Here is a 12,250-nt window from a genome sequence, read left to right as displayed (position 1 = left end):
GGACGGCGGTGCGTCGGCCTGATCGTGGCGCGCGCCGTCGCCGCCGTCCGCGTGGCCTCGACGGTGCCGCCACAGGCGCGGCCCCGCACGCGAACCCGTTGACACCGCCGGGCAGCCGAGCACCATGACTCGCGCGGCGACGTCGCCGGGCGCCGCGCCTGCCCGCGGAAGGAAGTGCGCATGTACGCCCGCAGCACCACGATCACCGCCGACCCGAACCGCCTGGACGCCGGCATCGCCGACGTCCGCGACACCGTCATGCCCGCCGTGGGCGACATGGACGGCTACGTCGGGCTGTCGATGCTCTGCGACCGGAGCTCCGGCCGCTGCATCGTCACCACCGCCTGGGAGAGCGAAGAGGCGATGGCCGCGACCCGCGAGGCGGTCCAGCGGATGCGCGAGCAGGCGACGAAGCAGTTCGGTGCTCCCGCACCCGAGGTGCGGGAGTGGGAGATCGTGGCGATGCACCGGCTGCACCCCGCCGGCGACGAATCCTGCGCCCGGGTCACCTGGTCCCGCGTCGACCCGGTCACCCTCGACAAGGTCCTCCACGTCTTCCGCACCGACCTCGTCCCGCGGATGGACGAGATGCCCGGCTTCTGCAGCCTCAGCCTCATGCTCGACCGGCAGACCGGAGACAACGCCCTCACCGCCGTCTACGCCGACCGCCGCTCCATGGAGGCCTCCCGCCAGCGGGCCACGTACATCCGCGACGAGTTCCGCCGCGGGCTGCGCATGTCGGCCACCGATGTCGCCGAGTTCGACCTCGTCCTGCACCACCTGCGCGTCCCCGAACTGGTCTGAGCAGCCCGGAAGCCGAGGGGCGCGCGCCCGTCCGGACATGCCGCCGCGCTCAGGCTCCCCGCGGGGCTCGTCCTGACCGCAGCGCCGACGGGGTGCGACGCCCCTACGGTGGGGCATGACCTCGCCGCGACCCCTGCCGGCCGACCTGGTGCTCGAGGGCGGCGGGGTCAAGGGGATCGCGCTCACGGGCGCCGCCGTCGAGCTGCTGGGCCGGTACCGGTTCGAGCGGGTGGCCGGCTCCTCGGCGGGCGCCGTGCTGGCCGCGTTCCTCGCCGCCGGGCTCTCCGCCGACGGGATCCGGGCAGCAGAGTCCCGGCTGGAGTACGACCGCATCCCGGACTCCTGGGCGCCGGTGCCGCTGCTGGCGCCGGCGGCGGGGCTGCTGCTCCGGTCGGGGCTGCACCCGGGCCGCTACATCACCGAGTGGGTGCGCCGGGAGCTGGCCGACCTCGGCGTCGTGACCTTCGGGGACCTGCGCCGCGAGGACCCCGGGGACGACCCCGCGCTGGAGCCGTGGCAGCGCTACCGGCTGGTGGTGACGGCGACCGACGTCACCCGGGGCCGGCTGCTGCGACTGCCGTGGGACTACCGCGAGTTCGGCCTGGATCCCGACCGCCAGCCGGTGGCCGACGCCGTCCGCGCGTCCCTGGCGATCCCCTACTTCTTCGCGCCCCGGAGCCTGCGGGACCCGCGCACCGGGCGGAGGTCGACCCTGGTGGACGGCGGGGTGCTGTCCAACTTCCCGATCGAGACCTTCGACCGCACCGACGCCGCCACGCCCCGCTGGCCGACCTTCGGCGTGGGGGTGGGCGACACGCTCGCCGACGAGGACGTCTCGGTGTTCGGCGTCCGGCACCTGCCGCCCCCGCTGCGGCTGCTGGACTCCCTGGTCGCCACCACGGTCACCGGCCGGGACCGCACCTACCTGGCCTCCCCCTGCGTCCGCCGCCGCGCCTTCTCGATCGGCACCGTCGGCACCGGGCTCACCGAGTTCGACATCGACCCGGCCGAGCGGGCCCGGCTCGTCGCGGCCGGCGAGCGGGCCGCCCGCGGGTTCCTGGCCGGCTGGGACTGGGAGGCCTACCTGCGCGACTGCCGCGGCGTGGACCCTTCCTCGGCACCGTCCCGGCCGCGACCGGCGTAGCGGTCGAGCGACAACGAGCCGGCGGGCCGTGGACGCGATCACGGCAACGAGATCGGAGACGCCGCGCAGCCGATCGCGTGGTCGTCCGCGAGCCGGCCGGGGATCAGGCCGCGTCGAGCCGGTACAGCGCGGTGTGGTGCACGTGCAGCACCGGCTCGTCGCCGGCCAGCACCAGCGCGTCGTACCGCACCTCGTCGTGGCGGCCACGGCGCCCCACGCCGGTGACCCGCCCGTGCGCGGTCAGCACCACCGGCAGCCGGGCGACGCCGAGGAAGTGGCAGTCGCTGGACGTGTGGATCCACGGCCCCAGGGCGACGTTGCGCATGAGCAGCTCGTTGACCAGCCGCAGCAGCAGCCCGGGATGGACGAGCGCTTCCCGCCGGTACAGGTCCAGCGGCTCGCCGATCACGTCCAGGTACCAGTCGTTGCGCGCCACGGTGCCGGCCTCGGTGACGCTGCCCATCGGGCCGATGACCGGGTCGGCCACCGGCTCGGGCGGTGGGTCCACCTGCCGGTAGCCGGTGAGATCGGGCCGGTCCGCGCCGAGCCCGGCCGAGCCGACGCACCGCACCTCCCCAGCGGGGTCGCTGACCGTGAGCCGGCCGTCCGCCGGCTCGACCAGCAGCTCGTCGCCGTCGTAGGTGGGCCGCCGGAAACGCAGGTCGATCCAGCCCCGGGAGAGCCACTCGGTCCCCCGGGCCGCCACCAGCGGTGTCGTCGTGCGGGCGAACAGCTCGACGCCGGGCACCAGCGCCCCGGAGAAGCCGTACCGCCGCGCGACGTCGTCCTCGTGGATCTTGTTGGTCGACTCGTCGACGACGTGGGCCACGAAGCGGTGGGGTCCGGGAGCGGTCACGTCGCCGGATGCTGCCGTGCCGTTCCCGCGGTGTCGAGACCGGACCACGTGCACGGCAGTGATGCTCAGGAGGGCAGCGGCGTACGTGCCCGCCCGGCCCCGCAGGCACCCCGGCGCACGTCGTCCGGCGTCAGGCCGTAGGCGGCACGGAAGCCGCGGCTGAACGTGGCCGAGTCGCGGAACCCCCAGCCGTGGGCGACCTCCGCGACGCTCACCCCGGTGCCTCGACGCTGCAGCTCGCGGCGCGCCGCCTCCAGCCGCCGCCGGCGCACGTACCGAGCCGGTGTCTCGCCGCGCTTCGCGAAGAGCACGTAGAGCGCGCGCAGCGAGACGTATCCCGCGCCCGCCATCCGCTCCGGCGTCAGGTCGGGGTCGCGCAGGTTCGCCCGCACGTAGGCGGTGATCCGCAGCCACGCCGCATCGGGTGAGGGCTCGGCCGGTCCCCGCCCCGGCAGCGCCTCGGTCAGCAGCCCGACGGCGGCGTCGGCCACCGGCACCGCCAGCCGGGGGTCCAGCGCGCCGGCCGTCCGGAGGGTGCTGCCCAGCAGCCCGGCCAGCAGGTCCGCCGCCGCGGGTTCCAGCACCCGGCCGCCCTCGACGTCGGCCGCGAACCGGCTCCGCGGCACCAGCAGCGTCCACTTGTGCAGCCGCCCGGGCACCCGGAAGCGCACCGGCTCGTCGCTGCGCCACACGAAGGCAGACCCCGGCCGGAGCACGGAGCGCTCGCCGCCCACCTCCACGTGCTCCTCCCCCGCCCGCACGAAGAGGACCCCGACGGCGTCCTCGTCGGTCGCGGCCAGCTGCGACGGGCCACGGTGCCCGCTGCACGGGCCGCAGCGGCAGTCGACGAGCGCGAGGTCGCCGATCCGGTAGCGGACCAGCGCATCGGTCCCGACGGGCGCCTCGTCCCCCGGGGTCAACGACCACGGCAGGTGCGTCGCGCTGATCAGGTCGAGCAGGGCATCGACCCGGTCGGCCTCGGGCAGCGACTCCGGGCGCCACCGCTCCGCTGCCAGGGCCATGGAGACCTCCCGCCGCCGGCCACGCTGCCGTCGTCCCGCATGGAACCGGGGGCACCACCCCGCGCGCAAGGGCCGACGCGTGCACGGATCGACAAGGGACCTGCAGGGATCGTCACGACAGGGGCCCCGGCGCGGAGCAGGGTTCCGACCGGGAGGCCCGCCGGGGCCGCAGGAGGAGGAGTCATGCGGGAAGACGTCGAGTTCGCGACCGAGGACGGCGTGACGCTTCGCGGCTGGCACTACCCGGCGCAGGGCGTCGACGGGCCGGCTCCGCTGGTGGTCATGGCGCACGGCTTCTCCGCCGTGAAGGAGCACCTGCTGGACGACTACGCCGCGCACTTCTCCGCGGGCGGCCTGGGTGTCCTCGTCTACGACAACCGCAACCTCGGCGCCAGCGACGGCACGCCGCGCGGTGAGATCGACCCCTGGCAGCAGATCCGCGACTACCGGACGGCGATCACCTGGGCGACCACCCAGCCGTGGACCGATCCCGATCGCATCGGCGTGTGGGGCTCCAGCTACAGCGGCGGACACGTGCTGGTCGTCGCCGCGCTGGACCGGCGGGTGCGCTGCGTGGTCTCCCAGGTGCCGCTGGTCAGCGGGCTGGCCAATGCACGCCGGCTCATCCGCGCCGACGCCTTCGCGGGCCTGCGGGCCGCTTTCGACGGCGACCGCGCCGCGCGCTACGCGGGTGAACCGCCGGCGATGATCCAGGTCGCGTACGAGAAGGACCCGACCGAGATGGCGGCGCTGCCCACCGACGACACCCACGACTTCTTCTTCGGCCCGGTCCAGGACCGGGCCCCGAACTGGCGCAACGAGGTCACCCTGCGCTCGGTGGAGATGTTCGTCGAGTACGAGCCCGGTGCCTACATCGGCGCGATCGCCCCCACGCCGCTGATGATGGTGGTCGCCGCGAAGGACCACCTCACCGTCGCGGACCTGACGCTGGAGTACTACGAGCGCGCGCGACAGCCCAAGGAGCTCCTCGTGCTGCCCGTCGGCCACTTCGACGCCTACGTCGGCGAGGCCTTCGCGGTCTCCGCCCCCGCCCAGCTGCGCTGGTTCGCCACGCACCTCGGGTGAGGCTGCGAAGAGGTCGTCCCACGGCGGGGGCCCGACCCGCACCGGCCCGAGGTCACCCGCCCGGGCGGACCAACCCCGTCTCGTAGGCGAGCACCACGGCCTGCGCCCGGTCTCGCAGGCCGAGCTTGGCGAAGACCCGGCTGACGTGCGTCTTCGCCGTCTGCTCGACGACGAACAGCGCCTCGGCGATCTCCCGGTTCGACAGGCCCCGGCCCACCAGCGCCAGCACCTCGGTCTCCCGCGGCGTGAGGGCCTCCAGCTGCGCGGGCCGCCGGTCGTTCCCGGGCGCGGGTCCCGTGGCGAGGTAGTGCGCGATCAGCCGGCGCGTCACCTCGGGCGCCAGCAGCGACTCCCCCGCCGCCACCACCCGCACCGCGTGCAGCAGCTCCGCGGCCGGCGCGTGCTTGAGCAGGAAGCCGCTCGCCCCCGCTCGCAGCGCCGCGTAGACGTAGTCGTCGAGGTCGAAGGTGGTCAGCACCAGCACGCGCGGCGCCGGGTCCAGCGCACCCCCGAGCAGGGCGCGGGTCGCCTCGATGCCGTCCAGCCGGGGCATCCGCACGTCCATGAGCACGACGTCCGGACCGCGCCCCCGGGCGGTCAGCTCGGTCGTCAGCTCCACGCCGGCCTGCCCGTCGCCGGCCGTGCCGAGCACCTCGATGTCCGGCTGGGCGGCCAGCAGCGCGGCGAACCCGTCCCGCACCATCGACTGGTCGTCGACGACGAGCACCCCGATCACGCGTCCACCCCCGCGGCCAGCGGCAGCTCGGCGACGAGGCGGAAGCCGCCGTCGGCCGTCGGGCCCGCCTCCACCGTGCCGCCGTGCACCGCCGCGCGCTCCCGCATGCCGGGCAGACCGCTCCCCCCGCCCGACGCGACCGGCGTCGCCGCTCCCCGGCCGTTGCCCACCTCTATCCGCAGCACCCCGCCTTCCCCGGCGACGCGCACCCGCACGGGCGCACCCGGCGCGTGCTGGGCGGCGTTGGCCAGCGCCTGCTGGACGATCCGGTACGCCGACAGCCCCAGCGCCGCGGGCGCCTCCGGCAGGTGCAGCTCCCACTGCAGCTCGGCGCCGGCGGCCCGCGCCGCGCGCAGCAGCTCCTCGAGGTCACCCAGGCCGGGCTGGGGCGCCCGCTCGGCGCCGTCGTCGGAGCGCAGCACACCGAGCAGGTTCTGCATCTCCGCCAGCGACTGCCGCGCCGCGCTCGCCACCTCGGCGAACTCGGTGCGCACCGACGGGGTCACCTCGTCCAGCCGATACGGCGCGGTCTCGGCGCGGACGGCGATGAGCGACATGTGGTGGGCGACCACGTCGTGCATCTCCCGGGCGATGCGCGCCCGCTCGGCCAGCGCACCCTGCCGCGCCAGCGCCTCCTCGGCCCGCTCCTGCTCGCCGACCAGCGCGGCGCGGGCCCGCTGCCGGGCCCCGAGCGCCCCGCCCAGCACCAGCGGGATCGCCACCCCCACCAGCGCCGTCGACCACGACCCGGCGTCCACCGCCTCCGCGTCGATGATCCCGAACAGGAGCAGCGCGACCACCGAGACCAGGGCGACGCCGAGTAGCGCGCGGCCGCGGGCGGCCCACGCGGCGAGCAGCAGCACCGGCAGCCAGAACAGCCAGTGCCAGACCTCGACCACCGGCAGCCGCTCCGGCGGCGCCGGGACGAGCAACCGCAGGACGACGAGCCAGCAGGTGACGGCCAGCCACCCGTCGAGCGGACGGCGGGGCGCGACGGCGAGCCCGAGGGCCGCCGGCAGCAGGTAGAGGAAGGCCACCCCGCCGAGCAGCCCGCCGCGTTCGTTGAGCACCGCGCTCGAGACCGCGATGGCCACGACCAGCCCGTACAGGCCGAACAGCGCCGGGACGACGGTCCCGGCCCGCGGGAGCCGCGACCACGGCGCCGACCACGCCGGCTGCTCCGGCCGGACCGCCGCGAGCACCGCCGACCACGCGCCGGAGGCGCCGGTCGCGGTCATGCGGCGCAGGGTGGTCGGCTTCATCGCGCTGCGAGCCTAGCCACGCAGAACGCCCTGCCGCGTCCCTCCGGAAGGGCAGGTGCGCCCCCTACCGGAGTAGCACGCTCCGCTCACGTCGGACGCCGGTAGCGCGCCAGGACGGCTCCGCAGCGTGACGACGGCGCGCGCTCGCGGAGCTTCGATCGGACGGCATGCGCACCCCGCTGTTCGCCCTCCTCGTGGGGCTGTTGTCCCTGGTCGGCAGCCTGTCGCTGCTCGCCCAGCCGCGGGCCTCCTCCGAAGGGGCCCCGCTCCGCCTCGACCCCCGCTGCGCCGGCGAGCTGTCCGCTCGCCTCACCGCCGGTTCCGACGCCGCGGTGCGCGTGCTCGGCTGCGACCCGGCCGGCCGCGGACGTGCCGTGGTCGCGATCGGCGACCCGGCCACGGCGGACTCCGTCGCGGTCCTCGTCCCGGGCGCCGACACCGACCTGGCCACCCTGCACGACCCCGCCGATCCGCTGCGCCGGCCGTGGGGTTGGGCCCGGTCGCTGGCCTCGGCCGCCGGCCCGCGGACCGCCGTCGTCCTCTGGGCCGGCTACGAGTCACCGCGGGGCCCGGGCGTCGACGCGGCGACCGGCCGGCTCGCGCGGGCGGCCGCGCCGGCTCTGGTCGACGCCGTCGCGGAACTCCGGTTCCGGTCGGGGACGGCGCCGCACGTCACGGTGATCGGGCACAGCTACGGCGCCGTCGTCGTCGCGCTGGCGGCGCCGGAGCTGGCCGCCGACGACGTGGTGCTGCTGGCCAGCCCGGGCGCGCGGGCGCCCGACGTCACGGGGCTGCAGACCTCCGCGCGGGTGTTCGCGGCGCGCGGCGCCGAGGACTGGATCCGCTTCGTGCCGCACCTGGCGGTCGGCGACCTCGGGCACGGTGCGGACCCGGCGGCCCCGGAGTTCGGGGCCCGGCTGATCCCGGCGGACGACGTCCGGCGGCACGACGGCTACTTCCGCCCGGGCTCGGCGGTGCTCGCCGAGATCGCCGGTGTGGTGACCGGTGCACGGGACGGGGCGGCGGCGTGAGGGGGCATCCGGTGGCGGCCGTGGTCGCCACCTCGGCCGGCATCGTCTGCGTCGTCACCCCGTGGCTGCTCGAACCGCCGCTGTGGGTGCGGCTGCTGGCCGGCCTGCTCACCGCGGTGACGTGGTGGTGCGCGGCGCGGCTGGTCGGCGCCGTCCTCGAGGAGGTGCGGAACGTGCTCCACGGGCGGGTGCGGTCGGCCCGCCTGGCCGTCGGCATGGCGGCGGTGCTGGTGCTGGCCGGGTGCGGGGCGGCGCCTCCGCGCGCAGCCGCCGCGGCGCCCGCCTGGGTGCCGGTCGTCGCGGCGGCGCCCGACGTGCCGGCGGGAACACCCGTCCGCGTTCGGATCGACCTGGCCGACGCGCCGACCGACGAGACGCGGGCCCGGCTGGCCGTCGAGGAGCTGGTCGCCGCCGGCGGGCTGGCGCGCTCGACGGTGGTGATCGCCGTGCCCACGGGGTCGGGCTGGGTGGACGAGGAGGCGGTCGCCTCGCTGGAGCAGCTGACCGGCGGGGACCTCGCGACCGTGACCGTGCAGTACGCGCAGCGGCCGAGCTGGGTGGAGTACTTGCTCGGCACCGACCAGGCGGAGCGGTCGGCGACGGCCCTCCTGGGTTCGGTCCGGGCCCAGCTGGCGAGCCTGCCCGCCGGCGAGCGACCGCGGCTGCTGATCTTCGGGGAGAGCCTGGGTGCGACCGCCGCGGCCGCGGCGGTGACCGAGGTCGGCGGCGTCGACGGCTGCCTGCTGGCCGGGCGGCCGGGATCGGCGGGCTCGTCCCCGGTCCCCGGGTGCACCGACGTCCGCAACGACGACGACCCCATCCCGGAATGGCACCCCGGCCTGGTGCTGGCCCCGCGCGGTGACCTGCCGTGGCTGCCGGCGGTGACGTTCTGGCAGGTGACCGCCGGCCTCGTCACGGCCCTCGACCACCCGCCCGGCGCCGGGCACCGCTACGGCATGAGCCTGGCCGACGACTGGGCCCGGATGCTGTGACGCCGAGGACCGGCACCGGGAACGCGACAGCCCCGCCACGACCGGAGTCGTCGCGGGGCTGCCGTCGCTCACCTCAGATGCTCAACCCGCCGCACCCGCTGCTGCAGTCGACGGTCCAGATGGAGCGGGCCAGCGCGCTGAACCGGGCGGACGGCAGGAGCCGCTCCCCGCGCGGGCCGCGGACCGTGCCGTCGGACCCCCCGGCCGGCGGGGTGCCGCCCGGTGCGTCCACCCCGGGCTCGGTGCCCGGGGCCGACGGCGCGGGCGCCGTCGGGGTGGGCGACGTGGGGGTGGGCGACGTGGGGGCCGGCGACGACGCCGCCGTCACCAGGGTCAGCCCGCCGGCGAGCACCGTCGACGAGCGGTCCGGCGCGAAGACGTGGACGTCGTAGACGCCCGCCACCAGCTTCGGCGACTCGAAGACGATCTCCGTGCCGCTGAGGCCGACGATCCGCACCGCCGTGCTGCTGCCCACGCGCACCAGCACCCCGGACCGGAAGCCCGAACCGCTGATCCGCACCCGGGTGCCACCGGACGCGTTCACCACCGACGGCGAGATCGAGGTGATCCGGTAGGCCCCCACCGACGGGTACTGCTTCTGCCCACCGGTGACCGGCTGGGGTGCCGCCGGCGCAGGAGCAGGAGCCGACGGGGCCGGCGATGTCGGAGCAGGGGCCGCCGGAGCAGGCGCCGAGGGTGCCGGCGACGACGGCGTCTCGCTGCCGGGCTGCGGCGCGGTCGGCGCGGTGCTGCCGCCGTCCGGGGTCCGGCCGCCGCCCACCACGGGCGACGACGGGGCGGGCGCCGGCGTCGGCGAGGTCCCCGGCGCAGGAGCCGAACCACCGGGCGCCGGAGCACCGACGGACGGGGCCGGCGCACCCGGCGCCGGAGCACCCGGGAGGGACGGCGCCGGAGCGGTCGGGTAGGTCGGAGCCGGACTCGGGGAGGTCCCCGGCGCGGGGGTCGAGCCACCGGGCGCCGGGCTGCCGACCGACGGCGCCGGCGTGCTCCCGCCCGACGGCGGGACCGGCGTCCCCGGGGACGGCTCGGGCGCCGGGTCCGCGCTGCGCTGCGCCTCCTCGCCGACCAGCAGCGGCGCGGCGTAGGCCATGCCGAGCGCCTCGCCGTCCTTGGCCAGCTGGACCACCAGCACGTACCGGCCGTCCTCCAGCTCGGTGCTCGGCGTCAGCGCCAGCGAGCCGAGGCCCTCGCGGTTGCCCAGCGAGAAGCGCGCCTCGCCGGCGTCGTCGGTCGTCGCCGTCTGGCCGTTCAGCTCGATCGCGTGCTGCGTCAGCGCCAGGACGTCGCCGCCGTGCTCCATGCCCAGCGAGATCCGCGCCTCGTAGGCACCGCCCGGCACCGACCCGCTGGCGACGACCTGCGGGGTCACCGTCCCGGCCGTGGCGGTCATGTTCGTGAAGCGGTACCGCACCGGCGCCGCGGTCTCCCCGAACTTGGTCAGCGAGAGCCGTCCGCCGGTCACCGACCTGCCGGCGAAGGCCGGCAGGGGCTCGACGTCGGCGAGCAGCCGCTGCACCACCTCGGGTGCGGACGCCTCGCGGTCCAGGCCCTTGTAGAGCGCCGCCGCCGCGGCGACCTGCGGCGCCGCGATCGAGGTGCCGCTCACCAGCTTGTACCAGCCGTCGGGCGTCGTGGAGAACACCAGCGTCCCGGGGGCGAACAGCTCCACCGTGCCCGCCCCGTAGGCGGAGAAGTCGCTGACCGTGTCGGCGGCCGTGCTGGCGCCCACGGTGATGACGTTGGGCCGGTTGATGCTGGCCGGGTACACCGGCGAGGTGTCGCGGTTGAGGCTGTCGTTGCCGGCCGCGACCACGACGACGACGCCCAGGCTGTTCGCGTAGTCGATCGCCTCGGTCAGGATCGCCGCCCCGCCAGGGCCGCCCCAGGAGGCGTTGATGACGTCGGCGCCGTTCTCCGCCGCGTAGCGGATCGCCTCGGCGCCGAGGTGCAGGTTGACATCTCGCCCGGCCCCGATGACCAGCGGCATGATCGTGACGTCCGGTGCCACGCCCGCGGTGCCCTGGCCGTTCCCGGCCCGGGCGCCGGCGGCGCCGGCCACCGTGGTGCCGTGCGAGTTGTCCAGCCCGGCGTTCGTGACGTCGGCGGAGTTCGTGTAGAAGTTCCAGCCGTGGCAGTCGCCCGGCTTGCCGTTGGCGTCGGTGTCACCGGTGCCGCAGGGCTGGTCGGGGTTGGTCCAGAGCGCGCCCTGCAGATCGGGGTGGTTGACCGCCAGCCCGGTGTCGATGACGGCGACGGTGAGGCCCCGCCCGGTGCCGGCCCGCCAGCCCTCCGGCGCGGAGACGTCGGCCTCGGCCACGCCGCTCTGCCCGTGGAAGTTCGAGCCGGTGTTGCTGAGGTTCCAGCCGTAGGTGCTCCAGTACGGGTCGGAGACGGACTCGCCGAAGACCTCGCCGGGCTCGGAGAGCGTCACCTGGGCGCCGGCCAGCAACCCGGTGACGACCGACGGGTCGAGCTCCTTCCCGGCGACCAGCGCCGAGCCGTCGAACAGCGACTGCGCCGACGCGATCGCGGGGTGGGCGTCCAGCAGCGCCACCTGCTCGGCGGTGACCCCGCCGTCCAGCGTGACGACGAGGCGGGTGAGCCCGTCGCCGGCCGGGCCGAAGTCCTCGAGAACCGGCACCGCCGGTGCCGCGGAGGCGAGCGTGCCGATGACGGCCGTGCCCCCGAATCCCAGTGCCGCGGCCGCCAGGACCGCGATCCCGCGGTACCCCCTGCCGGCCGGTCGGCCTGCCGTGTCCCTCATGCGTCACCCGATCCGTCGTCGAGACCTCTTCCTGGAGGACCTCGGCGCGCACCGGGCGGTGCTGGATAGCTCGAAGGAGGGATCTACGGCAGCGGCTGCCCCCGCGACCGGCGATAGGTGGCGGGGTGGGTCAGTCCTTCAGCGAGCGGATCCACAGCGCCGCCGCGCCGTAGGCCAGCGAGCTGGTGATCGCCCGCGTCGTGGTCCGGCCACCCGCCTGGCCCGCCGCCGCGAGCGCGGTCAGCGTGTCGAGCAGGTTCATCGCCGCCACGGCGGCCAGCCCGCGGTCGACCTCCTCGTCGGTCTTCGCGGTCAGCGCCAGCGCGGATACCACCAGCGCCCGGCTGCCGAACAGCCGCTGCAGCTGCAGGCCCGACGGCGTCACCGGCACGCCGTAGCTGTTCGCCACCGCCCGCGGCGCCAGGACGCTCATCGCCCCGAACGCCGCCCCGACGGCGCCCAGCGCCTGCGCCATCGACCTCTTCGAGGTTCCCGCTGCGGTCTTCTTCCTGAACATCGCGAACTCCCAGGT

The 12,250-nt window shown here is 76.1% G+C and carries 11 protein-coding genes; 5 read left to right on the top strand and 6 right to left on the bottom strand.

The genetic code is table 11. The features are described 5' to 3' along the window. Window positions 1-180 precede the first annotated feature (180 nt). Both ACI8AP_RS06325 and ACI8AP_RS06320 read left to right on the top strand, forming a co-directional pair. On the top strand, window positions 181-804 hold the full coding sequence (locus ACI8AP_RS06325) for an antibiotic biosynthesis monooxygenase family protein (protein WP_456588491.1): 624 nt from the start codon (window positions 181-183) through the stop codon (window positions 802-804). A 115-nt stretch (window positions 805-919) separates the two neighbouring features. After that, entirely contained in the window at window positions 920-1,948 is a 1,029-nt protein-coding gene (locus ACI8AP_RS06320) for a patatin-like phospholipase family protein (RefSeq protein ID WP_456588490.1), read from the top strand. A 103-nt stretch (window positions 1,949-2,051) separates the two neighbouring features. On the opposite strand, the gene ACI8AP_RS06315 is transcribed toward ACI8AP_RS06320, so the two are convergent. Both ACI8AP_RS06315 and ACI8AP_RS06310 read right to left on the bottom strand, forming a co-directional pair. Next, a complete protein-coding gene (locus ACI8AP_RS06315) occupies window positions 2,052-2,804 on the bottom strand; it encodes a hypothetical protein (RefSeq protein ID WP_456588489.1) in 753 nt (250 codons plus the stop codon). 65 nt (window positions 2,805-2,869) lie between these two features. Then, window positions 2,870-3,826, bottom strand: a complete 957-nt coding sequence (locus tag ACI8AP_RS06310; RefSeq protein WP_456588488.1) for a helix-turn-helix domain-containing protein — start codon at window positions 3,824-3,826, stop codon at window positions 2,870-2,872. Between the two features lie 183 nt (window positions 3,827-4,009). Between ACI8AP_RS06310 and ACI8AP_RS06305 the strand changes: the two genes are divergently transcribed. Then, a complete protein-coding gene (locus tag ACI8AP_RS06305; protein WP_456588487.1) occupies window positions 4,010-4,912 on the top strand; it encodes an alpha/beta hydrolase in 903 nt (300 codons plus the stop codon). Between the two features lie 52 nt (window positions 4,913-4,964). Here the strand turns inward: ACI8AP_RS06305 and ACI8AP_RS06300 are convergent, their stop codons facing one another. Together ACI8AP_RS06300 and ACI8AP_RS06295 are read right to left on the bottom strand one after the other, a co-directional pair. After that, a complete protein-coding gene (locus ACI8AP_RS06300; protein WP_456588486.1) occupies window positions 4,965-5,648 on the bottom strand; it encodes a response regulator in 684 nt (227 codons plus the stop codon). Next, entirely contained in the window at window positions 5,645-6,910 is a 1,266-nt protein-coding gene (locus ACI8AP_RS06295; protein ID WP_456588485.1) for a histidine kinase, read from the bottom strand. Before ACI8AP_RS06295 ends, ACI8AP_RS06300 begins: the two co-directional genes overlap by 4 nt. Window positions 6,911-7,077: 167 nt before the next feature. Here ACI8AP_RS06295 and ACI8AP_RS06290 point away from each other — a divergent pair, with 167 nt between their 5' ends. Next, window positions 7,078-7,941, top strand: coding sequence for an alpha/beta hydrolase (locus tag ACI8AP_RS06290; protein WP_456588484.1), 864 nt, complete (start codon window positions 7,078-7,080; stop codon window positions 7,939-7,941). Window positions 7,942-7,952: 11 nt separating this feature from the next. After that, window positions 7,953-8,933 carry an alpha/beta-hydrolase family protein gene (locus tag ACI8AP_RS06285; RefSeq protein ID WP_456588483.1) on the top strand — a complete coding sequence of 327 codons (981 nt, stop codon included), beginning with the start codon at window positions 7,953-7,955 and terminating at the stop codon, window positions 8,931-8,933. Between the two features lie 73 nt (window positions 8,934-9,006). On the opposite strand, the gene ACI8AP_RS06280 is transcribed toward ACI8AP_RS06285, so the two are convergent. Both ACI8AP_RS06280 and ACI8AP_RS06275 read right to left on the bottom strand, forming a co-directional pair. Further along, window positions 9,007-11,718 (bottom strand): S8 family serine peptidase, encoded by a 2,712-nt coding sequence (locus ACI8AP_RS06280; RefSeq protein ID WP_456588482.1) that lies wholly within the window; start codon window positions 11,716-11,718, stop codon window positions 9,007-9,009. 130 nt (window positions 11,719-11,848) lie between these two features. Next, window positions 11,849-12,235: a hypothetical protein gene (locus ACI8AP_RS06275; protein WP_456588481.1), complete on the bottom strand. Its 387-nt coding sequence runs from the start codon at window positions 12,233-12,235 to the stop codon at window positions 11,849-11,851. Between the last annotated feature and the right edge of the window lie 15 nt (window positions 12,236-12,250).

It is taken from the genome of Blastococcus sp. SYSU DS1021, from assembly GCF_054050995.1.
The sequence above is the reverse complement of the archived record's forward strand: the minus strand, read 5'-3'. Positions and strand labels throughout refer to the sequence as shown.

Bases quoted from the DNA above. Each gene is read 5' to 3' on its own strand.
- ACI8AP_RS06295 (WP_456588485.1), bottom strand. From the start codon at position 6,910: ATGAAGCCGACCACCCTGCGCCGCATGACCGCGACCGGCGCCTCCGGC.
- ACI8AP_RS06310 (WP_456588488.1), bottom strand. From the start codon at position 3,826: ATGGCCCTGGCAGCGGAGCGGTGGCGCCCGGAGTCGCTGCCCGAGGCC.
- ACI8AP_RS06275 (WP_456588481.1), bottom strand. From the start codon at position 12,235: ATGTTCAGGAAGAAGACCGCAGCGGGAACCTCGAAGAGGTCGATGGCG.
- ACI8AP_RS06280 (WP_456588482.1), bottom strand. From the start codon at position 11,718: ATGAGGGACACGGCAGGCCGACCGGCCGGCAGGGGGTACCGCGGGATC.
- ACI8AP_RS06290 (WP_456588484.1), top strand. From the start codon at position 7,078: ATGCGCACCCCGCTGTTCGCCCTCCTCGTGGGGCTGTTGTCCCTGGTC.
- ACI8AP_RS06325 (WP_456588491.1), top strand. From the start codon at position 181: ATGTACGCCCGCAGCACCACGATCACCGCCGACCCGAACCGCCTGGAC.
- ACI8AP_RS06305 (WP_456588487.1), top strand. From the start codon at position 4,010: ATGCGGGAAGACGTCGAGTTCGCGACCGAGGACGGCGTGACGCTTCGC.
- ACI8AP_RS06320 (WP_456588490.1), top strand. From the start codon at position 920: ATGACCTCGCCGCGACCCCTGCCGGCCGACCTGGTGCTCGAGGGCGGC.